This window comes from Paenibacillus sp. 1011MAR3C5, from assembly GCF_003591485.1.
Classification (GTDB): Bacteria; Bacillota; Bacilli; order Paenibacillales; family Paenibacillaceae; genus Pristimantibacillus.
This window is the reverse complement of record NZ_QZCF01000005.1, coordinates 146,097-168,809: the sequence shown is the minus strand read 5'-3', so window position 1 is coordinate 168,809 and position 22,713 is coordinate 146,097. Positions and strand designations below refer to the sequence as shown.

Below are 22,713 nucleotides of genomic sequence, written 5' to 3'. Positions count from 1 at the left end.
AGGTCAATGAAAGAAAGAGAACACCCTTTATGGGATAGGAGGAATACGCAATGGCTTCACCTTCAATACCAGCACCGCGTAACGGCGAACCGTCCATTCGCAGCATCATGCTTCCGCTGCTAGCGATCATCGTCGGCATGTTTATGGTCATTTTGGACGGAACGGCTATGAATGTCGCCTTGAACCAATTCATGGTGGAGTTCGAAAGCACGTTCACTCTTGTCCAGTGGACGGTAACCGGCTATGCGCTTGCACAAGCGGCCGTCATTCCACTGGCTGGATGGCTGTCAGACAAGTTCGGAGCCAAGAAGATCTTCTTGTTATCCGTCGTCATGTTCACGATCGGCTCGATCCTTTGCGGTCTTGCCGGAACCGTCGAGCAGTTAATTGTATTCCGCGTCATCCAAGGCCTGGGCGGCGGCATGGTTGCCCCTATCGCAATGGCTTTTACGTATCGGCTTAGCCCTCCGGGCAAGCAAGGCGCCGTTATGGGCATGATCGGCATTCCGATGCTGCTCGCTCCCGCTTCCGGCCCTGTCGTTGCCGGCTGGCTGGTTGAATACGCAACCTGGCATTGGATCTTCCTGATCAATGTGCCAATCGGTATCATTGCCGTTATTATCGGCCTTCGTACCCTGCCGAATCTGGAGCGTCAGACGGTGCCTTCGCTTGACTTGCTGGGCATGATCTTCGCTCCGCTAGCCTTCGCGGCGCTTGCATACGGCATTAGCTCGGCAGGCAGCGAGCATGGCGGCGGCAGCGGCTGGACCGCGCCAGAGACACTGATCGGCCTAATTGTCGGCGGTGTTGCACTTATCATCTTTATTGTCGCAGAACTGAGCCGCAAGAATCCTCTATTGGAGCTTCGCGTATTCAAGTCCGCCGACTTCACACGCGGTGTGGTACTGCAATGGATCGTGCAGATTGCTCTGTTCGGTACGCTCTTCCTCATTCCGCTGTTCCTGATTCAAGCGAAGGGCTATTCCGCCTTCGAGACCGGCTTGATCCTGCTTCCTCAGGCGCTTTCGGCTGGATTGTTCATGCCGATCGGCGGCAAGCTGTTCGATAAGCTGGGCGCACGGCCAGTCGTGATCTTCGGTCTGCTGCTTGTATCGGTCGGCGCTTACTTATTGTCCAACATTACGGTCGACACGACGATCCCGCAAATTATGGTGCCGCTGGTGCTTCTGGGCTCGGGGATGGGCTTCTCCATGATGCCGCTCAACACGCATATCATCCAATCCGCGCCTAGACATCTCGTCGGCCGGGTAACGTCTCTGACTGGCGCGGCTCAGCAGGTTATGAGCTCCTTCGCCATTGCGGGTCTGTCTACGCTTCTGGCAGATCGGGTCAAGCATTATTCGGCTCAGAATCCGGGACCGGACATTCCATATCTGTCGTTCGGCGATGCCTTCTTCGTCCTGTCTTGCATTGGGGTCTTCGGCATTCTCGTTGCCCTGCTGCTTCGCAAGCCGAAGCAACAGGATGACGGCGTAGCCGCAGCCGACAAACCGGATGTGTCCATGATGATGGGACACTGACTACCAACGAAAAAAGAGCAGCTTGCACCGGGTGCAAGCTGCTCTTTTTATAAGATGATCCTGTTATCCTGCCATATCCTTGCGAGTGAAAATGAACAGCGATAATCGAAATGAACCGTACAGAAGCAGCAAGCTGACAACGGGTATGCCTAACCCTGCAGCGAAGATGTCATCGGAGAACTTATCGGTTATATTGCTGATAAATCCAATCAATATCACCATTGCAAATATAGCGAGAAAAGCAATAAAGTTGGAGTTTTTAACACCCAGCCAAAACATGACGGGAAAATAAATCGCTGCGTAAACCATTGTTAATCCAAATGCCAGCAATACGTTAATTCCCGATACCATGAAAGACTGGCTCATCATGTATTCGTTCGCGTATTGGTTCGCGGCATGGACAACGGCCATCAATACTAGTCCCAATAAATAATAGAAAAAGACCGATACGTATTTAGCCGACACAATCTGCTTGCGGCTTACCGGCAATGTCCCGATAAACATCATACTCTTGTTGCGAGTTTCCATGCTGGCAGTGAACATGATCATCATTATGGCTGGCAGCATACTGATCATGAGAGGTGAGAATGAGGTTTGCAAGAACACCCCGAAAACAAGCGCATAAGCCGTAATAAAAAGAAAATACCACCTTAACACAATGATATCCTTCCGGATCAGATAATACAGGTTAGACATGCGCCGCAGCTCCTTTCGCGGTCAAAAACATGATGTCCTCCAAGGTCGGACGCTCAATTTGAGCATGGTCAGCCAGAAACGGCTCCACCGATTTTCTGTTATCCGTGAGCGCTTCAAACCCAACAGCCGTCTCTCGTATTCCGACGAATAGCTTGCGGATATCAGCGTCAAGAAGCTCTTTGTCCCCTTTCACCAGCCCGTATCGATCGAAGATTTGCTCCTTCGACTCGTTGAAGACCAGGTTTCCTTTATGAAGAAATGCGATGTAATCGGCTACGCGGTCCAGATCCGTTGTAATATGGGTTGAAAACAGGATCGACTTGCGCTCATCGAGCATGAGCTCGGCAAGCAGCTCCAGCAGCTCTCTGCGGAATACCGGGTCCAGACCTGCTGTCGGCTCATCCATAATGAGCAAATCGGCTTGATGGGATAATGCAAGCGCTAGAGAGAGCTTCATCTTCATCCCTTTGGACAGGCTTTGAATTTTGGCCTTTGGGGATAGCTCGAATCGGTCAAGGTAGCGCTTGAAAAGTCTGTCGTCCCACTTCTTATAAAAAGGAGCATAAATATTCTTCATCATGCCGATTGTCAATTGCTCATAGAAGTGACTGTCATCGGCTACGAAGCCAATTCTCTCCTTGAGCTCAGCCTCCTGCTGACGAATGCTGTGCCCGAAGACGCGAACCTCTCCTGCCGTCGGTACCGCCATGCCCATCGCTAAGCGGATCAATGTGCTCTTGCCTGCTCCATTGACTCCGATCAACCCGGTTATATATCCCTGCCGGATATCCAAGTTGATATCTTCTAGGGCAAACCTCTTGAAGCGTTTTGTTAAGTTACGCACTTCAATCACATGCTGTTCCATTCTCTACTCCTCCATCCCTTGATCGATAAGACGAATATGGTCGAAGAGCTCCTCCAGGGTCAGCTGCAGGGAACGGCTTTCTTCTACAATGTCTGTCAGCTTGCTCTCCAGCTGCTTCAGGCGCTGCTCTCTAATAAATTGCGGATTGGCTCCAGAGACGAAGGAGCCTTTGCCCACTACAGAATCGATAAGCCCTTCCTTCTCGAGCTCCTCGTACGCACGCTTCGTCGTAATGACGCTAATTCCCAATTCCTTCGCAAGCTGCCGGATGGAGGGCAAGCTTTGTCCCGCAGACAGCTCGCTATTCAAGATCAGATTGCGAATTTGTCGAACGATCTGTCCATAGATGGGCTCATCTGATGCATTCGATAAAATGATATTCATACCTACCACCGTCTATCATGTATTTAATGTATATATATAATATATACACTATGAACAATTTCGTCAATTCTGAAATGAGAAGCATCAAAAAAAAGGCTCCGTCGGGTTTATACCCGAAGAGCCTTCCTCACCGATCCTATTCAACTACTCGATAATGTCCGCCATATCTCCGTTTTTCACGCCTGCCGCATTTGCTTCGTCCGTATCGATATGCATATCAAGCGCAAAGTCAGCCGAGACGCGTGCGACAACATGCTCGAACACCACGCCGCGGTCACCGCCTACACGAACACGCAGTTTTTGCTTATCCGCAATGCCTAAGCGCTCCGCATCACTTGTATGGAGGTGAATATGGCGCGCTGCCACGATTACACCTTCCTCGATCACGACTTCGCCAGCTGGACCTTGAATTGTAATGCCTGCAGATCCTGCTATATCGCCGGATTCGCGGACGGGAGGGTTGACGCCCAGCGCGAACGCATCGGTGCGTGATACTTCAAGCTGCGTACGCTTGCGCACCGGACCCAGAATGCGCACTTTGCCGAAAGAACCCTTCGGTCCGGTGACGGCTACCGTCTCGTTCGCCGCATATTGTCCCGGCTGTGACAATGGCTTCATCTCCGTTAATTGATAACCCTTGCCGAACAATATATGTACATGTTCCTCCGATAGATGGATATGTCGTGCCGATACGCCTACTGGTACTTGTTTGCTCATGTTGTTGCACTCCTGTTCAATTGATGTAATGCTTAAAACCTATAAAAAAGCATACGGCTTGCAGAGCCGTATGCTTATCATAGCATTTATTTAAATTCGGCGACAAGCTGATCGAATTGCTCCTCGGAGATAGCAAGCTCTTGCTTCGCCAATCCCTCAGGCTTAAAGCCCGAGATCATGTCTTCATACGACTTGCGTGTTGTATTCTGATAGATCAGACCCGTCAGCATGCCGTTCGTCTCCATGATTTTGTTCATGGCCGCTACGCGATCGCCCGGATCATAGTCCGGAAATTGCTCAAGGCTGACGATATTTTCTTTGAACCAATCATAGGTATTGATTTTATTGAATGTTACGCACGGGCTGAATACGTTGATCAAGGAGAAGCCTTCATGCTTGATGCCTTGTTCAATCAGACTCGTCAGCCCTTTCAGATCACTGGAGAATGACTGGGCAACAAAGGTTGCGCCTGCAGACATCGCGATCTCAAGTGGAGAAAGCGTAGTTTCAATAGAGCCTTCCGGAGTCGACTTCGTCTTGAAGCCCTCTGCGCTGCGAGGCGACGTCTGTCCTTTCGTCAAGCCGTAGATCTGGTTATCCATGACGATATACGTAATATTCAGGTTACGGCGAATCGCATGTACCGTATGGCCCATGCCGATTGCAAAGCCGTCTCCGTCTCCGCCCGAAGCAATTACCGTCAACTCGCGGTTGGCGAGCTTGACGCCTTGTGCGATTGGGAGCGCTCGTCCGTGGATGCCATGGAGGCCGTATGCGTTAATGTAACCGGATATTCGGCCCGAACAGCCGATTCCGGAAATTACCGCCAGCTCCTCCGGTTCCAAACCTACATTCGCAGCGGCGCGCTGAATCGCGGCCTGAATCGAGAAGTCCCCGCAACCTGGACACCAGTTCGGCTTCACATTGTTACGAAATTCTTTGAACGTTGCCATCTTTAGCTCAGCTCCTTACTTGCTTTATAGACTTCAAGCGGAAGGAATGGATTGCCGTCGTACTTCAGCAGGCTCTCAATCTTATCGGAGAAGCCTGTGTACATTTTGATCTGGCCAGCCAGCTGAGCCGTAGCGTTGTTCTCGATCACGACGACTTTTTTGGCTTTCTCCAAGTAAAGCTTAAGCGCGTCTGTCGGGAATGGATGAATTTGCCGAACCGTAATATGGCCCGTTTTCACACCATCTTGCTCTAACAGAGCTCTAGCCGCATCGATCGTTCCGCCTGTCGATCCCATGCCGATCATCAATAAATCAGGCGTTTCATTCGGCGCATCGACGCGAATCGCATCGCGGATCGATAGATCATTCAGCTTCTTGAGACGCTTATCCATCATACGCTGACGGTTCACTGCATTCTCAGACGGACGGCCCACTTCGTCATGTTCTACGCCCGTCACGTGATGCAATCCGCCTTTCTCGCCCGGCAGAACACGCGGGGAGATGCCGTCATCTGTAAGCTCATAACGCTTGAACAGCTCCGGTCCTTCCAGTGCAGGAGCGTCCGTTACCAGTTTTCCGCGTGAAATCTGTACTTTACTATAATCAAGCGGCTCACAGGACTGCTTGCCTAGCGATAGCTGCAAGTCTGTCATAACAATGACGGGAACCTGGTATTGCTCCGACACGTTGAACGCTTCGATCATATCGTAGAAGCAATCCTCAATCGATGCTGGCGCAATGACCACTTTCGGTATCTCGCCATGCGTGCCGTATACCATCGCATTTAAGTCGGACTGCTCCTGCTTCGTTGGCAAGCCGGTCGATGGGCCGCCGCGCTGAGTATTGACTATAACTAGCGGAGTCTCTGTCATGCCTGCTAGACCGATAGCTTCCATCATAAGAGACAAGCCAGGGCCTGCGGATGCCGTCATCGTCCGAACGCCGGCATAGTTCGCCCCGATCGCCATCGTGACTGCCGCAATCTCGTCCTCCGTCTGAACAACGGTACCGCCGAATTTCGGCAGCTTCTTAATGAGATATTCCATAATTTCCGATGCTGGTGTAATCGGATACGCAGACATCAGCCTGCAGCCTGCCGCGATGCTGCCCAGTCCGATCGCTTCATTGCCGATCATGAACAGCTTCTGCTTGCCGTCCGCCTCATGCAGCTTGAATTCATCCAGCGGACCGCCCGCTTGCTCCAGCACAAATTCGGCGCCGCGTTTCACCGCTTCAATATTTTTCTCCACAATTGCCGGCCCTTTGCGGCCAAACTCCTCTTCCACCGCTTTGCCCAACACTTCGAGCGGCAAACCGAGCAAAGCCCAAGATGCGCCGGAGGCTACCATGTTCTTCATTAGCGATGTGCCAAGTTCCTCGGCCATCTTCGTAATCGGCACAGCAAATAAACGGGCGTCGATGCCTTCCGGTACGGTCGGATCGAATTTGGCGTCCGCTACGATAACTCCGCCTTGGCGCAATTCGCGAGCATTCAGATCAATACTCTCCTGATCGAAAGCTACCAAAATATCGAGATCATCCGAGATCGCCCGAATCGGCTTCGTGCTGATACGGATTTTATTATTTGTATGACCGCCTTTTATACGTGATGAAAAATGACGGTACCCATATAAGTAATAACCTAGCCGGTTAAGTGCTGTGGAAAAAATACGGTCGGTACTTTCTACGCCTTCACCTTGCTGTCCGCCAATCTTCCAAGATAATTGACTTATCAAAACGCCCATCTCCTCTGCTTCATGAAGGTGCATGAAAATTAGACAACATTAAGCATTATATAATAGAAACGATTATAGTCACAACAATTTTATGTTTGCATTCACGGTTTTGCAAGATGTAAACGCTTAGATAAAAGATAGTTTGTTTCGATCATTCCCATATCGCCGCGAGATCAAATCCGATTATTCCACGGGGAGTTGTCCCCTGAGGAACGAAAGAGCATTGCCGGACAAGATGCCTTGGACTTGCTCTGGGCTAAATCTCTTCAGCAGCGCCTCTTGCAGCGCGACAACTTGTCCAGGATGGGACAAGCCTTGCACATGGCGGTCGATCCCGTCAAAGTCCGATCCAAGCGCAAGATGCTTTTCCCCGCCGAGCGCGCATATATGCTCTACATGCCGCAGCACATCATCTATCGTCACGTCGCCTGCGGCACGGACAAATTGCGGCACATACGTGATGCCGATCAATCCGCCGCTATCTATGATAGCCCCGATCTGCAAGTCCGTCAGGTTGCGGGGATGATCGCATAGCTCGCGCACATTGGAGTGCGATGCGACAATCGGCTTGTACGACAGCGCAGCGACATCCCAAAAGGCCCTTTCTGACAAATGAGATACATCGACGATGATGTCCTGTTTATTACACTCCTGTACAAAAGCGGCACCCTGCTCCGTCAATCCGCCGGCTCTGGCTTCCATAACACCATCCGCCGCCCAATTCGCATCGTTCCATGTAAGTCCCGCTGCCCGCACGCCAAGCCGCTTCAGGAGCCGCAGCATCGATAGCCTGCCTCTCAGCCCCCCCACTCCTTCAAGCGACAGCAGAGCGCCAATCCTGCCCTCCTGGATGCATGCATCGAGATCTGACACGGTCCGTATGATCCGCATCTCCGGAAATCGCAATATTTTCTCATAAAATAAATCTATACTTTCCAAGATCGGGTCGATCTCATGATAATCGGAACGGCTTGGCGATATAAATACGGCAAACGTCTGCAAGATGACATGGCCAGCCTTGAGCCGGTCCAGCGTCACATCCAGCACGCCAGGCTTGTTCCCTTGAAAGGTCAATTCCCGATCCCTCAGCAGCTTGGACAATACGTCACAATGAAAATCCACAATAGCCATACTATTCATCCTCCCGGCTCATCTCAAAGCAAAAAACCTGTCTACGGGGTAAACAGGCTGATGTCGTGTCGTATGCATGCCGATCCGTTAGCGCGGCTCCACAATAAGCTTTATCGCAGTCCGATCTTCTCCGTCAATAACAATATCCGTAAACGCAGGGATGCAAATGAGATCCACACCGCTAGGGGCGACAAACCCGCGCGCAATGGCTACCGCCTTAATCGCTTGATTCAATGCACCAGCCCCAATAGCCTGAAGCTCGGCGCCGCCGCGTTCACGCAATACGCCAGCCAGCGCACCTGCAACGGAATTCGGATTGGACTTCGCTGATACTTTTAATACGTCCATGAAAAGTACCTCCCCTGGAATGTTGGATGGATTCCACTTCTAAAATACTATTCGAGAGAAGGCGAAAGATTCCTGCTTTTATCACGCTAACTTTACTAACAGTTCTGAATTGTCTGATTTTTGTAGACAAAAAAAAGACTGCTCACTCCGAGCAGCCTCCTCGCTACATAAGCAGCCATTCGTCTTCCGTCAGCCGAATCTTGTTTATCTTCGTCGCTTTGCCGGTCGCATCATCGATCTGTACCGACAACCCGTGCAGATGCCACTTGCCTTCGTCCACGACGAACCGGGATGGAAGCTGGGTCAGAAAACGGTGAAGCACTGCGCCCTTCTCCATGCCAAGCACGCCTTCCTTGGAGCCGACCATCCCGACATCCGTTATATAAGCCGTTCCTTCCGGCAATATCGTATCGTCGTTCGTCTGAACATGCGTGTGCGTACCAAGCACGATCGAAGCTCTTCCATCCAGATACCAGCCCATAGCAATTTTCTCCGATGTCGCCTCTGCATGAAAATCGACCAATATGGCCTTTGTCGTGTTCTGGGCTTCCTCAATCAGCATGTCAGCCGTCTGGAACGGACAATCGATCGGCGGCAGGAACGCCCGGCCTTGCAGATTAATAATAGCCAATTGCTTGCCGTTCGCCTTTATAATCGCCATGCCCTGTCCAGGCGCCTGCGGCGAGAAGTTGGCGGGACGCACAATTCTCGGTTCATCATCGATCCATTCGAAAATGTCCTTGTTGTCCCAAGTGTGATTCCCCATCGTAATTCCGTGAACGCCCCACTCAAAAAACTCGCGCGCGATGTTTTTGGTGATGCCCCGGCCTGCGGCGGCATTTTCGCCATTCACAATAATAATGTGCGGATTATATTTGTCGCGCAATGCAGGCAGCACCTGCTTGAGAGCGCTGCGTCCCACATTTCCTACAATGTCTCCAATAAATAATACGTTCATCCTGCTATCCATCCTTTATAAGCCTTCAATGCAGAAAAGTGGCTGACAAGCAGCCACTTCTCCGAATACATATGCCTATTACTTCGCGTATTCCACTGCTCTTGTCTCACGAATAACCGTAACTTTAATATGTCCCGGATAATCGAGTTCACTCTCGATCTTCTTCGTAATATCGCGAGCAAGACGGAACGCTTCCGTATCGTCAATCTTCTCAGGCTGTACCATTACGCGAACCTCGCGGCCCGCTTGAATCGCATACGACTTCTCAACGCCGTCGAACGATTCTGTAATAGCCTCCAGCTTCTCCAGACGTTTGATGTACGTCTCCAGCGTCTCACGGCGTGCTCCCGGACGTGCTGCGGACAAGGCGTCCGCCGCTCCGACCAGCATCGCGATGACGGAAGTAGCTTCCGTATCGCCATGGTGAGAAGCGATACTGTTAATAACGACCGGATGCTCCTTGTATTTCTTGGCCAGTTCAACGCCAATCTCGACATGGGAGCCTTCCACCTCATGATCAAGCGCTTTGCCGATATCATGCAGCAATCCTGCGCGCTTTGCCAGCGTAATATCCTCGCCAAGCTCCGCTGCCATCAGTCCTGTCAGATATGCGACCTCCATCGAATGCTTCAACACGTTCTGACCATAGCTAGTCCGATATTTAAGCCGTCCCAGTATTTTGATCAGATCAGGATGCAATCCGTGAACGCCAACCTCGAATGTCGCCTGTTCACCATATTCACGGACACGTTCGTCAATTTCCTTGCGGGATTTCTCAACCATCTCTTCAATTCTCGCAGGGTGAATACGACCGTCCGCCACCAGTTTCTCAAGGGAAGTTCGAGCAATTTCGCGGCGAATTGGGTCAAAGCCTGACAAAATGACCGCTTCCGGTGTATCGTCGATAATGAGATCGATACCGGTCAATGTTTCCAAAGCGCGGATATTACGGCCTTCACGACCAATGATACGGCCCTTCATCTCTTCATTAGGCAAAGTGACAACGGATACCGTTGTCTCCGCCACATGATCGGCCGCACAACGCTGAATCGCCAGCGATATAATGTCACGTGCTTTTTTGTCTGCTTCTTCCTTCGCTTGCTGTTCAATTTCCTTGATCATTTGCGCGGTCTCGTGACGTACTTCCTGCTCGACATTGGTCAAAATAATTGACTTAGCGTCCTCCATTGTCAAGCTGGAAATACGTTCAAGTTCGCTAAGCTGCTGCTTGTAAATGGAGTCAATCTGTTCTTGTGTTTCTTCGATTCTTTTCTCCTTGTTGGCTACAGATTCTTCTTTGCGTTCTAGCGCTTCTAATTTTCTATCCAGCGACTCTTCTTTCTGGAGCAGGCGTCGTTCCTGACGTTGCGCCTCATTGCGCCGCTCGCGGATGTCTTTCTCAGCTTCTGCACGTAGTTTGTGGACTTCGTCTTTCGCCTCGAGTACCGTTTCTTTCTTCTGTGCCTCTGCGTCTTTCTTCGCAGTTTCTACGATTTGGACCGCAGCTTGCTCAGCGCTTGAAATTTTCGCCTCGGCAATCGACTTTCGAGTAAAATAACCAATCCCAAAGAAAATTGCGCCAACAAGGATAAAGATCGGAATCAAGATCCAGATGCTTACATCTCCCATCTTGTTCACCTCCTTGCTGCATACACCAAGGCATTGCTTGGGATGTTATTAGGTTTTCAACCGGTTTCCATACCGTTTCATCATGTTCCATTTTGACGAAATAAATCGTTTCGAATCAACTTTTGGAAGAAAAATCGATTCAAAATTGTGAAGGAATACAACCTCATTTTATCTTTACATAAAATCAGTTGTCAAGCAAAACGCCATCATCTTCCTGCTCCTTGCTATCCTTGTCCTTCCACTCTATGCCGCGAATCGCTTCGCGTACGATATCTCCAGGAAATCCCCTGCGCAGCAGAAATGCCATTAGCTTGGCTTTGCGCTGCTTGGGGTCGCCTTTTACTGTCCGGCTTTTCTTCTCTGCTAATGTTTTGGCCGCATCCAGCTCGCTCTCGCGATCCAGCTCCGTCACCGCTTCTGCGGCGACTTGCTTCGGGACGCCACGCTGCTGCAGCTCCTGCCTGATCATCAGCCTGCCCTTTTGTCCGCTGCGCATCCGGCTTGTCGCAAATTGGCGCGCATATTGTTCATCATCCACAAGTTGTTCGGATTCTAAACGGTTCAGCGCATATTCAATATTGTCTTCCTGCAGCTCCCTGCGCGCCAAATATTGGGCAATCGCTTTTCTCGTTCGCGGCTTCGCGCCCAAATAGGCAATGGCGAGCGCGTATGCCTTGTACCTCTCGTCTTCATTGCGAATTTCCTCCAGCTGAGCTTTCGGAAGAAACTGCCCTTTGAGCAGCCTGAAGCGAATCATAATATCTTCATGTACAGATAGCAGCGGCTTCTCCGTCTCGGGATCGGAGAAAATCAGGTATTGCTTCTTCTCTGTGCGGTCCCGCTTGACCGTCCCGATGATCCAACCGTCTTCATTCTCTATTTGGTCCGTGTCCATGGTTACCAAACCCCCTATACAAAAACGTCGCCGCTCCCCATGGAGAGCGGCGAACGCGATATGCTTATTCTTCGTCGAAATCCAGATCGTCCTCGTCTTCGTCAGCGGAGAAGTTAGCTGGCGAAGCAGTTGCGGACAGATTGCTGGCTTCCCGAATTTGCTTTTCAATTTCGGCCGACAGTTCTTTATTGTCCTTCAAGAACTGCTTGGCATTCTCACGTCCTTGACCCAGACGCTCACCGTTATACGAGAACCAGGCGCCGCTCTTCTGAACAATATCCTGCTCTACGCCGATATCAATCAAGCTGCCTTCTCTGGAGATGCCTTCACCGTACATGATGTCAATCTCCGCTTGCTTGAACGGAGGAGCAACCTTATTCTTCACGACCTTGATGCGCGTACGGTTGCCGACCATGTCATTGCCTTGCTTCAGCGTCTCAATCCGGCGCACGTCCAGCCGCACGCTGGAGTAGAACTTAAGTGCGCGTCCGCCCGGTGTCGTCTCCGGATTGCCGAACATCACGCCGACCTTCTCACGCAACTGGTTGATAAAGATGGCGATGGTCTTCGACTTCGAGATAGCGCCGGACAGCTTCCGGAGCGCCTGCGACATCAGACGGGCTTGCAAGCCGACGTGAGAGTCGCCCATGTCGCCTTCGATCTCCGCCTTTGGCACAAGAGCCGCAACGGAGTCAACTACGACAATATCTACAGCGCCGCTTCGCACAAGCGCTTCCGCAATCTCAAGCGCCTGCTCGCCCGTATCTGGCTGCGAAAGCAGCAATTCGTCAATGTTGACGCCCAGCTTGCTGGCATAAAGGGGATCCAGCGCATGCTCCGCGTCGATGAACGCGGCTTGTCCGCCGATGCGTTGTACTTCCGCAATCGCATGAAGCGCAACGGTCGTCTTACCTGACGATTCCGGTCCGTATACTTCAATGACCCTGCCTCTCGGCAATCCGCCGATGCCGAGCGCGATATCTAGAGCAAGCGAGCCGCTAGGCACGGTCTCAACCTGCATGTGTGTTGATTCACCCAATTTCATAATGGAGCCTTTGCCAAATTGCTTCTCAATTTGACGTAGAGCGTTATCCAAAGCTGCGCGACGATCCGCCAACCCACTCACATCCTTCACTATTTATACTAGTATGATACCTTATTTCGGACTGGTTGCCAATAGTTTTTTCGAACACACATTCGTAATTTTTGTTCCCGCACCCTCCTCTCCACTCTCATTCAGCAGCGAAGAAGACATAAAAAAACCGCAGCAAAGTAATCTTCGCCACGGTTCTTCCGGTAACTAGTCCTAATTATATCGCCTGCTTCGACATTTGACAACAAAAATCTGACATTTTCTTAGGCTTGCAGAGCAAGCCAGAGCCGGTACATTGCTGCCTTCACGGCGCGCAGCCGGATCATGGAGCGTCCTCCGCTCAGCCTCGCAGTATAGACCACCGGATCCTTGCCCCGCTCCGCCACTGCAAAGTAGACCAGACCGACAGGCTTGCCTTCCGATTCCGCCGGTCCCGCTACGCCGGTGAGCGAGACGCCGAAGTCGGCATCGGACATTAACCGGACGTTCTCGGCCATCATGGCTGCCGTGGACTCGCTGATTGCTCCCGGCGCGTCCGGCCCTTCCAGTTGGGCCATCGGAATGCCGAGCAGCTTGTTCTTCATGACGTTGGTATAGGTGACAACGCCTCCTACGAACTCCCCGCTGCTGCCAGGCACGTTCGTGACGAGCTCGGCGAACAATCCTCCACTGCAGCTCTCGGCACTTGCCAGGCGGCGTCTGGAGCTTCTGAGAAGCCCTACTATCTCTTCTTCGATTGGAATATCCGATTGAGCGTAGAGATGCTCACCGATACGTTCCTTGATCGCTGCGACGGTCGCATCAATTTTTTCATCGGCTTCCGCGACGGTCCGCGCCTTCGTCGATACGCGCACCGACACCTCGCCTTCCTTTGCATACGGAGCGATGGTCGGGTCCTCCTGACCTTCGATCAAGTCCAGCAGCTTCGCTTCCAGGTTGGATTCGCCGATACCGGCGAACTTCAGCAGACGCGAGAACAACGGAATTTCCTCGCCCAGCATGGAACGGATCCAATCTTGAGCCGGTCCTTCCAGCATCGGCTTCATCTCTCTTGGCGGACCGGGCAGCAGGATGTACATGGTGCCGTCCTCCTCCAGTGCGTTACCAACTGCAAGCCCGGTCGAATTATGGAGCGGCACGCTTCCTTCGATCATATGCGCCTGCCTGCGGTTGCTCTCCACCATCGCCATCCCTCTGGACGAAAACATCTCTTCGATGACGGCCATCGAAGGCTCGTGAATAATCAGCTTGCGTCCCAGATATTGCGCCAATACGTCTTTTGTCAAATCGTCCTGGGTCGGTCCAAGCCCTCCCGTGAACAGAAGCAGATCGGCGCGTCCACGCCCGATCTCAATCGCTTGTCTTAACCGGCCAGCGTTATCGCCGACCACCGTCTGGAAATAAACATCAATGCCAAGCTCGGCGAGTTTCTGGGATATCGCTTGTGCATTCGTATTTACGATCTGTCCAAGGAGCAGCTCTGTTCCCACCGCAATAATCTCCGCCTTCATCGTTGCCTCCTTCTCCAGCCCGTATGGCTGATATGGATCATGATAGGAAGAGCACTCTCCCGGCTCATGGGAAAGTGCTCTTCTCGCATTCGATTGAACCCCGTCCGACAGCGGAACAGGTCTTGTTATTCAACCGGTATAAGATGCTTGTTCTTCACAAAATAATCAATACCGGAGTAGACCGTAATGATGGCAGCCGCCCAGCTTGCAATTAAATCGAACGGAAAGTCGATCAGCGCAAACGGGAAGTTATTAATCAGCAATGCAATAATCATCGTGATCTGAATGGCCGTCTTCCATTTGCCCCAGGTGCTCGCCGCCATGACGGAGCCTTCCAGCAATGCGATTTGGCGCAAGCCGGTCACAGCAAACTCACGGCTAATAATAATGATGGCAATCAGCGCGTTAAGCTTGTCCATCTCCACAAGCGAGATGAGCACAGCAGCAACCAGCAGCTTGTCGGCCAGCGGGTCAAGCAGCTTGCCCAGATTCGTAACGATCTTGTTCTTGCGGGCAATATAACCGTCCAGGCCGTCCGTACTCGCTGCAATAATAAAGATGAGCGCCGCAACGATCTGATTATATGTAATCTCAAAATCCGAGAAGCTGAGCGTGCCCAAGTCCAACTTCATAAGCAGGAAAAACATGATGACTGGGACAAGGAAAATTCTTGCCAGCGTTATCTTATTCGCTAAATTCACGCGATACCCTCCCCGGAAAGGTCAAACTCATACGCGTGCGTAACACGTACTTTTTGTATGGTTCCTATCTCTGCGCGGCAGTTCGAGATGAACACTTCGCCGTCAATCTCCGGCGCGTCATACATCGATCTCCCAATATAGATGTCGCTGCGGCCGTCGTAACGCTCCACCAGCACGTCAATTTCCTTGCCGATAAACTTGCTGCCGTTGTCGCGGGAGACGATGCGCTGAATTTCCATCAGCGTATTCACACGCCATTCCTTTACGTCATCCGGCACATGATTCGGCAGTCTGACCGCAGGCGTATCTTCTTCACTGGAATAAGCGAAGACGCCCAGCCGGTCGAACTTTATTTCTTTCACAAACTCGCATAACCTCTCGAAGTCCTCTTCCGTCTCGCCTGGAAAGCCGACGATCAGGCTGGTGCGAAGCGCAACGTCAGGAATAGCCGTGCGGATCTTCGCAACAAGCTCGCGCGTATCACGCTGTCTGCCAGGTCTGCGCATTCTCTTCAGAATAGTATCTTCGCTATGCTGAAGAGGCATATCGATATATTTGCATATTTTCGGATTCGACGCAATCGTCTCAATCAATTCGTCGGTGAAGAAGCCCGGATAAGCATAATGCAGCCTAACCCATTCTATCCCCTCCACCTGACTGACCTGGTTCAGCAGCTCAGGCAGCATGAAGCGGTCATAGAGATCTGTACCATAATTCGTAGAATCCTGCGCGATGAGGCTTACTTCCTTTACGCCTTGCGATGCGAGCCCTTTCACTTCAGCCAGAATGGATTCGATGGAACGGCTGCGGAAGCTGCCTCTCATCATCGGAATACTGCAGAATGTACAGGCATTATCACAACCCTCGGCAATCTTCACATAAGCCGTATAACGTGGCGTGGTGACCATGCGCGGAAGCTGCTGCTCATAATTAAAGACGGGATTGCCTACGCGGATCGGCTTTTTCCCTCTAAGCGCTTCGTCTACGATGTCGTTAATATTATGGAAATCGCCTGTTCCGACAATGCCGTCGATCTCCGGCATTTCTTCCATCAGCTGCTGCTTGTAGCGCTGAGTAAGACAGCCAGAGACGATTAGCGCCTTAAGGCGCCCTGTTTCCTTCAGATCGGCCATCTCCAGAATCGTATTGACCGACTCCTCCTTGGCCGCATCGATAAAACCGCAAGTATTGACAATAATAACGGTAGCTTCATCCAGTTCTTCTACAAGACGGAAGCCGCGTTCGTGGATTAAGCCTGACATGATTTCGGAGTCGACTAAGTTTTTCTCGCAACCAAGCGTGACAACTTTTACTCGTTCAGTCATTTGTCTATCGTCAAATCCCTTCTAAACGCATTAGCGGTAATTCGTAAATTGAAGCTCCACAGGCAAATCAGCACCTCTAAGCATGGCCATAACAGCTTGCAAATCGTCACGGCTTTTTCCCGTTACCCGAATTTGGTCGCCTTGAATCTGGCTCTTGACCTTCAGCTTGGAATCACGAATCAGAATATTGATTTTTTTGGAAATATCTTGTTCGATCCCTTGTCTCAGCTTAATCCGCTGCTTGACGGTTCCGCCGGATGCGCCTTCGATTTTGCCGTAATCCATATTTTTAATCGGCACGCCGCGCTTGATCATTTTGGATTGCAAGATGTCGATGACGCTTTTCAGCTTATATTCATCATCCGAGCCTACAACAAGCTCTTCTTTCTCCAGTGCAATGCTGCTCTTGCTGCCCTTGAAGTCGAAGCGCGTCTCGATCTCCCGCTCCGCTTGCGTAATGGCATTGGCCAGCTCCTGCATATCCACCTTTGAAACAATATCGAACGAGCTTTCTGAACTCATCATATTCTCCCCTTTTGCTATGTAATACGGTCCGGCCTATTCGCCGGTGATCGAATCCGGCACTTCACCGCCGCCTTCGGTATCTCCTCCGCTTGCTCCATCTTCGCCTTGGGCTCCCTCTTCCACAAGCGGATTGATAAGGAGCTGCTTGGAGCTTGAGCGGTCGCCGTCTGGTACAAGCACGCCATCGATCCAGATTTCCGTAAAGTCGGCACGCCCTACATTAATATATAGCCGTGTCGTCAAATCAAATGTCAAGACTTCTCCGTCCTCAACATTCGTAAAGTACAGCTTTTTACCTGACTTGCTGCCTTCCTGTACACCTACCCAGTTGCGTCCACCCTTAACTTTCAACTCAACCTTATGATTGACGCCCGCAGGACCGATATCATACATATCGACATTCCCTACTTTGCTGTTGAAGGTTACGGATGTCGGAGCTTTCGTAGGCGGCGGAGGTGTCGGCGATACAGGCGGCTCGCTTGTATTCGTTGTTGGCTCAGGCGGATTCGAGTTTTCTGTAATCGGTGTATCGTCTACTTTGCCCGGCGATTCATTATCCTTATTAAAAGCAAAGTACCAAATCACAACAACAATGAGAATAAGAAAACACCACATCACGACATTAAAGCCGATCTTCCCGAGACGCTCGGACGCGCCCGACTTCACCTTTCTTGGCTTGCGCACCGGAATCGGCTCTGTTGAAGGCTCGACAGCAGGGGCCGGCACTTCATGCTGATAAAGCCTGAGCACTTCATCCGGATCAAGACCAACAGCCTCCGAATAATTTTTAACGAAAGCGCGCACGTAAAAAGTGCCTGGCAATACACTGTGATCGCCGGATTCGATCGCTTCCAAATATCGCTTTCTAATTTTTGTAAGTTCTTGAATATCATCAAGCGACAAGCCTTTTTCATCTCTAGCCTTGCGCAGCAAAGCGCCTAATTCAGACATGGAAATGCCTCCTTCCGATTAGATTAGAAATCGTCCGAATAGTTGGCAGTGAATGATTCGTATGAAATCTCCTCATCCGGTGTATTGCGCAGTTCGATAATAATATCGAAATGGCTGTAATCGTAATGTGATTCCTTTACGAATATGTCCGGATGCTCGATTACTTTCGTCGACGGCATCGCCATAATCTCCTGCAGAAGAGAATGATGTCTCTCATTTGAGCGTATTGTGCTCACGATTCCGTCAATAATAAAGATATTGTTCGGCTGCATCTCCTCCTCGGACAGTTGGCTGCGGACCGTCTGCCGAAGCAAAGTGGATGATACGAAGGCCCAGCGTTTATTGGAGCAGACACTGCCTGCTATGATCGATTCCGTCTTGCCGACGCGCGGCATGCCGCGAAGACCGATCACTTGGTTGCCCTCTCGCTTGAATACCTCCCCAAGGAAGTCCACGAGCAAGCCAAGCTCATCCCTTACGAAACGAAAGGTCTTCCGGTCGTCGGAATCCCTTTCGATATAACGGCCATGGCGAACAGCTAAAATATCTACAATTGTAGGCGTTCTCAGCTTGTTCACCGTAATATTGTCAACCTTCTGCAGCATTTTGCCCAGAAGATCGATTTTCACATCGTCATTGGTTTGAAGAAGCATGCCGCGAGTACGGTCCTCTACGCCGTTAATCGTCATAATGTTAACTTCCAGCATACCGAGCAAAGAAGCGATATCTCCAAGCAAGCCAGGGCGGTTCTTATGTATCTTGTATTCCATGTACCATTGTTTCGTCTCCAACGATGTCACCGTCCTAAACCTGAATAATAAAGAGTATAAGGCCAAAAATCAAGTTTCTTCGCCATTCACATACCTTTAATCAATTATTCTACAATTTTCGTCATTATCCTGCAACGAAACAAAACATTGCAGAAAAGCCTCCGCTTCTGGAGGCTTTTCTGCTGACCGGTATAAGTGCTACGATTTCTCGACGAGCTTGACCATCAGCCTTGCGACTGTCTTGCGCTCTGTTTCGTCGCCTATATCCCAAAGCTGCTTCAAAATGCGTTCCTCGTCATTTTTCGGATCAACCTTCTCGTCAAGGAAGGAGCCAATCTCGAACGCCAGATTGGCGATCGTATCTTCCGTCAGCCCCATCTTTTTCGCTTGAGATACGCGATCGGCCAAAAAGTGCTTCCATGTCTCGAAGTTCGTCAGGACAGTTGACATGCCTCTTCGCCTCCTAAGGTTGGTGTGGAATAGAAAAGAATCATCAACAGTCTTTATTCTGCGCACTTCCGCAGCGACTTATTCAATTGAATGCCGAATATAGCGCAAATCAGGTATGCCATCCGCCATTCGGGCTTATAATCTGTCCAGTTATATAGGATGATTCCGGTAAGGATAGGAAATAAACAAGCGATGCGATTTCTTCGGCGGAGCCGAAGCGGCCTGCAGGAATCTCCTGCTGCAAAGCCGCTTTCTCCTCCTGATTAAAGCTGTTCATCATCAGCGTATCTACGACACCCGGAGCAACAGCGTTCACAGTAACCCCGGATGGAGCAAGCTCCTTGGCGAGCGCTTTGGTGAATGCATTCATACCGCCCTTTGTCGTGGAATAAAGCACTTCGCAGGAAGCGCCGGACATGCCCCATACAGAAGAAACATTGATAATGCGGCCGTATCGCTGAGCGATCATGGAAGGCATGAACAGCTGAGTGCAAAGGAACATGCCTTTCAGGTTAACTGCCATCACATCATCCCATTCCTGCTCTGTTACGTCAGCCAGCATGCCATAATGCGAGATGCCGCCGTTATTCACCAGAACATCCGGACGAATATCATGAGTCTCCAGCTTATCGCGCATTCTAGACAGTTGATCACGCGAACGAAGATCGGCAGAAATCGTCATGACATTGGCTCCAAGCGCCATACACATTCTCGCCGTCTCATTCGCGCTTTCATGCGACTCCAGATAATGGAGAACAATATTGACCCCTTCCGCGGCAAAGCGCTTTGCAATCGCAGCGCCAATGCCACGGCTCCCCCCGGTAATCAATACCGTTGTCTCCTGCAAATTTTTCATCATTTCGCTGCTGGTTTCTCTACGATGGAGACAGCCAACTGCTCGAAATCAAAATGCTCGCGAAGACGCTCATTCACTTCTTCTAGCGTGCAAGCCTCGTAGAAGCCAAGCACATCGAACATATCGGCATCACGGAACCGGTAACGGGTAAATTCGCCCGCAATGGATTCGGGGGAGTTCAGCATACGAAGATAACTTCCGATTTTCTTGCGCTTGGAACGCTCGAATGCGGATTTCTCGATGCCCTGACCAATCGCGGCAGTAATACCTGTACGCAAGGCCTCAATTAGTGCATCGGGATCAGGCGTATCTCCGCCAATAACCGAAAACGCATAATCGCTGCTGGAATTGTATTCATGACCGAATGAATCGGAAATTAAGTTTTGCTCATAAAGCGATTGGTACAGCTTCGAGCTCGGGCCAATTAAGGCTTCTAGCATCAGCTTCGTCGTCACTTCATTGCGAAGCAGCGCCTCGCCAGTCAAGCCGACCTTTTTCTCCTTGAATCCCAGCATGCACTTAGGCAGCGAAACCGACAATTGCGCCACTTTACGCGGAATCTTGACAGGTACGGGTTCTTGATCAAAGTAACGCTTGATTTGCCCTTGCGGCTCGAAGTTTTTTGCTTGCTGGTTCGCCTTCACCAGATCGAAGATTTCCTTCACGTCCACTCCTCCAACAACAAACAACAGCATATTGGACGGATGGTAGAACGTCTCGTAACAACGGTACAAGGTTTCCTTGTCAATCTGATAGATGGACTCTACGGTACCCGCGATATCGATATGTACCGGGTGGTTATGGTACAAAGCGTCAATAAGCCCGAAGTATACGCGCCAATCCGCATTGTCTTTATACATATTGATTTCTTGCTCGATGATGCCCTTTTCCTTATCCACATTGGTATCCGTGAAATAAGGCTTCTGCACAAAATTGATCAGCGTCTCCAGATTGGCATGGATTTGCTCCGTTGCCGAAAAGAGATAGACCGTCCGGTCGAACGTTGTGTAAGCATTCGCCGAAGCGCCTTGCGAAGCGAATACAGCAAAGATATCGCCCTCCGGTTCCTCGAACATTTTATGCTCCAGGAAATGCGCGATCCCGTCCGGCACCCGGACAGGCTCCTGATTGCCGACCGAGAAGCGGTTATCGACGGAACCGTATTTGGTCGAGAAGGTCGCATACGTTTTCTGGAAGCCTTCCTTCGGCAGGACGATGACCTCCAAGCCGTTATCCAGCACTTCGCGATACAGCTTCTCCTGTACGTTCGGATAATTCAGCGTCTCCATCGCTTATGCCTCCTTTCGATCGCGCAGGAAGTAGACCGTGTCGAGCTGAACCCGCTTCGCCACTTCTACAATATCGTCTGCGGTAACGCCCTGAACTTGCTCAAGCAGCTGTGCCGACGTTCTTTCGTTGCCAGTCAGCACACTGTTGAAATCATAAGAGAGCAACTCGTAGGCCGAATCCTGCAGCTCGCGCAGGTGGCCCGAAATCATCGCTTTAGTCTGGTTGATCTCAAGCTCGGACAGCTCGCCGCTTGCCATGCTCTCGAGCTGTTGCTTGATGATCGCAACCGCCTTCTCATAGTTGTTGAATTCAATGCCTGATTGGATCGTACAAATGCCTTTGTGCCCGTCGAGCCGGGATGCCGCATAATACGCCAAGCTTTCCTTTTCCCTCACATTAATGAACAGCTTCGAATGCGGGTACCCGCCCAAAATGCCATTGTACATAAGCGCAGCAGGATACAGCTTATCGTCGTAGCCGATTCCCGTTCGCAAGCCCATGTTGAGCTTGCCTTGGCTTACATCCAACTCATCCACGACATACTTGATGTCATGAACGTCATGCTTGACATCCGGACTGGCATAACGCGCTGGCGTGCCCGCCTTCAGCTTGAATGTCTTTGCGACCAACTGCGTCACTTCCTCCAGCGAGGTGTCGCCTACAACATACAAATCCAGCGCGGCGTTGTCCAGCCATTCCTCGTAATGGCGGAACAGCGTATCTGGCGCTATGCCGTCAATCTCCTCCAGCTTGCCCAGCGGATGAAGACGGTACGGCTCATTGGCACACATCTCCTCCAGACAGCGCTCCGCGGCATAACGGATCTTGTCGTTGACAATAGCCTCCAGCCTCTTCCTCAGAGTCGCTTTCTCTGCTTCCACGTATTTGGCGCGGAATCCGCCGCCTTCCTTGAGCGGATCGGTGAGGGCATCGCCAAGAAATTGCAGAGATGCCGCCAGCAATGACTGCTCTGAGCTTACGAACTGGTCATTGATGACATCCATACGGAATTGTACGATCTGTGAATCTCCTCTTTTATATACATCGAAACCAAAGCCTGCTCCGTACATATCGTCCAGCTTCTCGCGGAACGCGATTGTCTCCGGCGTTCTACCCGTACCCCGACGCAGAACGAAGGGAATAAGGGCAATCGGCGTCACCGTATCCTCACTTAACGGAATACCTGCAAACAAAGATATCGCAAACGTCTTGAATCGTTTCGTCGGCAGCACATGCAGTCTAACTCGCTGCAGCTGCCCCCTTTGAAATAAGGACACGCGGTTTGCTCCCTTCATAGATGCCGTTTTTTCCATTTTAACCTAATGGAAATGGAAGAAGCAACCGCCACTGCGCTCACGCAGAAGCGGCTGCTTCCCTTATCACAGGCC

General features: G+C 50.9%; 23 protein-coding genes. 1 reads left to right on the top strand and 22 read right to left on the bottom strand.

Annotated features, from left to right (window positions below):
* The first annotated feature begins 50 nt into the window (after positions 1-50).
* Positions 51-1,541, top strand: coding sequence for a DHA2 family efflux MFS transporter permease subunit (locus D3P07_RS16735; RefSeq protein WP_119801395.1), 1,491 nt, complete (start codon positions 51-53; stop codon positions 1,539-1,541).
* Between the two features lie 63 nt (positions 1,542-1,604).
* On the opposite strand, the gene D3P07_RS16730 is transcribed toward D3P07_RS16735, so the two are convergent.
* The 22 genes from D3P07_RS16730 to yfmF all read right to left on the bottom strand — a co-directional run bounded on the left by D3P07_RS16730 (position 1,605) and on the right by yfmF (position 22,620).
* Positions 1,605-2,237 (bottom strand): ABC-2 transporter permease, encoded by a 633-nt coding sequence (locus D3P07_RS16730; protein ID WP_119801394.1) that lies wholly within the window; start codon positions 2,235-2,237, stop codon positions 1,605-1,607.
* The gene (locus D3P07_RS16725; RefSeq protein ID WP_119801393.1) at positions 2,230-3,102 is read right to left on the bottom strand and encodes an ABC transporter ATP-binding protein; all 873 of its coding nucleotides are present in this window, start codon (positions 3,100-3,102) and stop codon (positions 2,230-2,232) included. The genes D3P07_RS16730 and D3P07_RS16725 overlap by 8 nt, the downstream gene beginning before the upstream one ends.
* A 3-nt stretch (positions 3,103-3,105) precedes the next feature.
* Entirely contained in the window at positions 3,106-3,486 is a 381-nt protein-coding gene (locus D3P07_RS16720) for a GntR family transcriptional regulator (RefSeq protein ID WP_119801392.1), read from the bottom strand.
* Positions 3,487-3,630: 144 nt separating this feature from the next.
* A complete protein-coding gene (gene pduL / locus D3P07_RS16715; protein ID WP_119801391.1) occupies positions 3,631-4,203 on the bottom strand; it encodes a phosphate propanoyltransferase in 573 nt (190 codons plus the stop codon).
* An 86-nt stretch (positions 4,204-4,289) separates the two neighbouring features.
* Positions 4,290-5,156, bottom strand: coding sequence for a 2-oxoacid:ferredoxin oxidoreductase subunit beta (locus D3P07_RS16710; RefSeq protein WP_119801390.1), 867 nt, complete (start codon positions 5,154-5,156; stop codon positions 4,290-4,292).
* Between the two features lie 2 nt (positions 5,157-5,158).
* Positions 5,159-6,892 carry a 2-oxoacid:acceptor oxidoreductase subunit alpha gene (locus D3P07_RS16705; RefSeq protein WP_119801389.1) on the bottom strand — a complete coding sequence of 578 codons (1,734 nt, stop codon included), beginning with the start codon at positions 6,890-6,892 and terminating at the stop codon, positions 5,159-5,161.
* Positions 6,893-7,075: 183 nt separating this feature from the next.
* Positions 7,076-8,023: a dipeptidase gene (locus D3P07_RS16700; protein ID WP_310732558.1), complete on the bottom strand. Its 948-nt coding sequence runs from the start codon at positions 8,021-8,023 to the stop codon at positions 7,076-7,078.
* 87 nt (positions 8,024-8,110) lie between these two features.
* Complete coding sequence (locus tag D3P07_RS16695) at positions 8,111-8,371, bottom strand: stage V sporulation protein S (protein WP_006036664.1); 261 nt, start codon at positions 8,369-8,371, stop codon at positions 8,111-8,113.
* A gap of 163 nt (positions 8,372-8,534) precedes the next feature.
* Positions 8,535-9,329 carry a TIGR00282 family metallophosphoesterase gene (locus tag D3P07_RS16690; RefSeq protein WP_119801387.1) on the bottom strand — a complete coding sequence of 265 codons (795 nt, stop codon included), beginning with the start codon at positions 9,327-9,329 and terminating at the stop codon, positions 8,535-8,537.
* A 78-nt stretch (positions 9,330-9,407) separates the two neighbouring features.
* On the bottom strand, positions 9,408-10,958 hold the full coding sequence (rny, locus tag D3P07_RS16685) for a ribonuclease Y (RefSeq protein WP_119801386.1): 1,551 nt from the start codon (positions 10,956-10,958) through the stop codon (positions 9,408-9,410).
* A gap of 184 nt (positions 10,959-11,142) precedes the next feature.
* A complete protein-coding gene (locus tag D3P07_RS16680; protein ID WP_119801385.1) occupies positions 11,143-11,853 on the bottom strand; it encodes a regulatory protein RecX in 711 nt (236 codons plus the stop codon).
* A gap of 64 nt (positions 11,854-11,917) precedes the next feature.
* Entirely contained in the window at positions 11,918-12,970 is a 1,053-nt protein-coding gene (recA, locus tag D3P07_RS16675; protein ID WP_119801384.1) for a recombinase RecA, read from the bottom strand.
* A 239-nt stretch (positions 12,971-13,209) separates the two neighbouring features.
* Positions 13,210-14,457 carry a competence/damage-inducible protein A gene (locus D3P07_RS16670; protein WP_119801383.1) on the bottom strand — a complete coding sequence of 416 codons (1,248 nt, stop codon included), beginning with the start codon at positions 14,455-14,457 and terminating at the stop codon, positions 13,210-13,212.
* Positions 14,458-14,582: 125 nt separating this feature from the next.
* A complete protein-coding gene (pgsA, locus tag D3P07_RS16665) occupies positions 14,583-15,158 on the bottom strand; it encodes a CDP-diacylglycerol--glycerol-3-phosphate 3-phosphatidyltransferase (protein WP_119801382.1) in 576 nt (191 codons plus the stop codon).
* Positions 15,155-16,483 carry a 30S ribosomal protein S12 methylthiotransferase RimO gene (gene rimO, locus D3P07_RS16660; RefSeq protein WP_119801381.1) on the bottom strand — a complete coding sequence of 443 codons (1,329 nt, stop codon included), beginning with the start codon at positions 16,481-16,483 and terminating at the stop codon, positions 15,155-15,157. The genes pgsA and rimO overlap by 4 nt, the downstream gene beginning before the upstream one ends.
* A 30-nt stretch (positions 16,484-16,513) precedes the next feature.
* Positions 16,514-17,005, bottom strand: coding sequence for a YajQ family cyclic di-GMP-binding protein (locus D3P07_RS16655; protein WP_119801380.1), 492 nt, complete (start codon positions 17,003-17,005; stop codon positions 16,514-16,516).
* Positions 17,006-17,041: 36 nt separating this feature from the next.
* Positions 17,042-17,959: a helix-turn-helix domain-containing protein gene (locus D3P07_RS16650; protein WP_119801379.1), complete on the bottom strand. Its 918-nt coding sequence runs from the start codon at positions 17,957-17,959 to the stop codon at positions 17,042-17,044.
* A 23-nt stretch (positions 17,960-17,982) separates the two neighbouring features.
* Positions 17,983-18,750, bottom strand: coding sequence for a DUF3388 domain-containing protein (locus D3P07_RS16645; RefSeq protein WP_119801378.1), 768 nt, complete (start codon positions 18,748-18,750; stop codon positions 17,983-17,985).
* Positions 18,751-18,927: 177 nt separating this feature from the next.
* Positions 18,928-19,179, bottom strand: coding sequence for a DUF3243 domain-containing protein (locus D3P07_RS16640; protein WP_119801377.1), 252 nt, complete (start codon positions 19,177-19,179; stop codon positions 18,928-18,930).
* Positions 19,180-19,288: 109 nt separating this feature from the next.
* A complete protein-coding gene (gene ymfI, locus D3P07_RS16635; protein WP_119801634.1) occupies positions 19,289-20,035 on the bottom strand; it encodes an elongation factor P 5-aminopentanone reductase in 747 nt (248 codons plus the stop codon).
* A complete protein-coding gene (gene yfmH / locus D3P07_RS16630) occupies positions 20,035-21,324 on the bottom strand; it encodes an EF-P 5-aminopentanol modification-associated protein YfmH (RefSeq protein WP_119801376.1) in 1,290 nt (429 codons plus the stop codon). The genes ymfI and yfmH overlap by 1 nt, the downstream gene beginning before the upstream one ends.
* Positions 21,325-21,327: 3 nt before the next feature.
* Complete coding sequence (yfmF, locus tag D3P07_RS16625; protein ID WP_119801633.1) at positions 21,328-22,620, bottom strand: EF-P 5-aminopentanol modification-associated protein YfmF; 1,293 nt, start codon at positions 22,618-22,620, stop codon at positions 21,328-21,330.
* Positions 22,621-22,713: the final 93 nt, after the last annotated feature.

Bases quoted from the DNA above. Each gene is read 5' to 3' on its own strand.
- D3P07_RS16695 (WP_006036664.1), bottom strand. From the start codon at position 8,371: ATGGACGTATTAAAAGTATCAGCGAAGTCCAATCCGAATTCCGTTGCA.
- yfmF (WP_119801633.1), bottom strand. From the start codon at position 22,620: ATGAAGGGAGCAAACCGCGTGTCCTTATTTCAAAGGGGGCAGCTGCAG.
- D3P07_RS16700 (WP_310732558.1), bottom strand. From the start codon at position 8,023: ATGGCTATTGTGGATTTTCATTGTGACGTATTGTCCAAGCTGCTGAGG.
- D3P07_RS16720 (WP_119801392.1), bottom strand. From the start codon at position 3,486: ATGAATATCATTTTATCGAATGCATCAGATGAGCCCATCTATGGACAG.
- yfmH (WP_119801376.1), bottom strand. From the start codon at position 21,324: ATGGAGACGCTGAATTATCCGAACGTACAGGAGAAGCTGTATCGCGAA.
- rny (WP_119801386.1), bottom strand. From the start codon at position 10,958: ATGGGAGATGTAAGCATCTGGATCTTGATTCCGATCTTTATCCTTGTT.
- ymfI (WP_119801634.1), bottom strand. From the start codon at position 20,035: ATGAAAAATTTGCAGGAGACAACGGTATTGATTACCGGGGGGAGCCGT.
- D3P07_RS16735 (WP_119801395.1), top strand. From the start codon at position 51: ATGGCTTCACCTTCAATACCAGCACCGCGTAACGGCGAACCGTCCATT.
- D3P07_RS16690 (WP_119801387.1), bottom strand. From the start codon at position 9,329: ATGAACGTATTATTTATTGGAGACATTGTAGGAAATGTGGGACGCAGC.
- D3P07_RS16670 (WP_119801383.1), bottom strand. From the start codon at position 14,457: ATGAAGGCGGAGATTATTGCGGTGGGAACAGAGCTGCTCCTTGGACAG.
- D3P07_RS16730 (WP_119801394.1), bottom strand. From the start codon at position 2,237: ATGTCTAACCTGTATTATCTGATCCGGAAGGATATCATTGTGTTAAGG.
- rimO (WP_119801381.1), bottom strand. From the start codon at position 16,483: ATGACTGAACGAGTAAAAGTTGTCACGCTTGGTTGCGAGAAAAACTTA.
- D3P07_RS16710 (WP_119801390.1), bottom strand. From the start codon at position 5,156: ATGGCAACGTTCAAAGAATTTCGTAACAATGTGAAGCCGAACTGGTGT.
- D3P07_RS16650 (WP_119801379.1), bottom strand. From the start codon at position 17,959: ATGTCTGAATTAGGCGCTTTGCTGCGCAAGGCTAGAGATGAAAAAGGC.
- D3P07_RS16680 (WP_119801385.1), bottom strand. From the start codon at position 11,853: ATGGACACGGACCAAATAGAGAATGAAGACGGTTGGATCATCGGGACG.
- pduL (WP_119801391.1), bottom strand. From the start codon at position 4,203: ATGAGCAAACAAGTACCAGTAGGCGTATCGGCACGACATATCCATCTA.
- D3P07_RS16655 (WP_119801380.1), bottom strand. From the start codon at position 17,005: ATGAGTTCAGAAAGCTCGTTCGATATTGTTTCAAAGGTGGATATGCAG.
- D3P07_RS16640 (WP_119801377.1), bottom strand. From the start codon at position 19,179: ATGTCAACTGTCCTGACGAACTTCGAGACATGGAAGCACTTTTTGGCC.
- D3P07_RS16725 (WP_119801393.1), bottom strand. From the start codon at position 3,102: ATGGAACAGCATGTGATTGAAGTGCGTAACTTAACAAAACGCTTCAAG.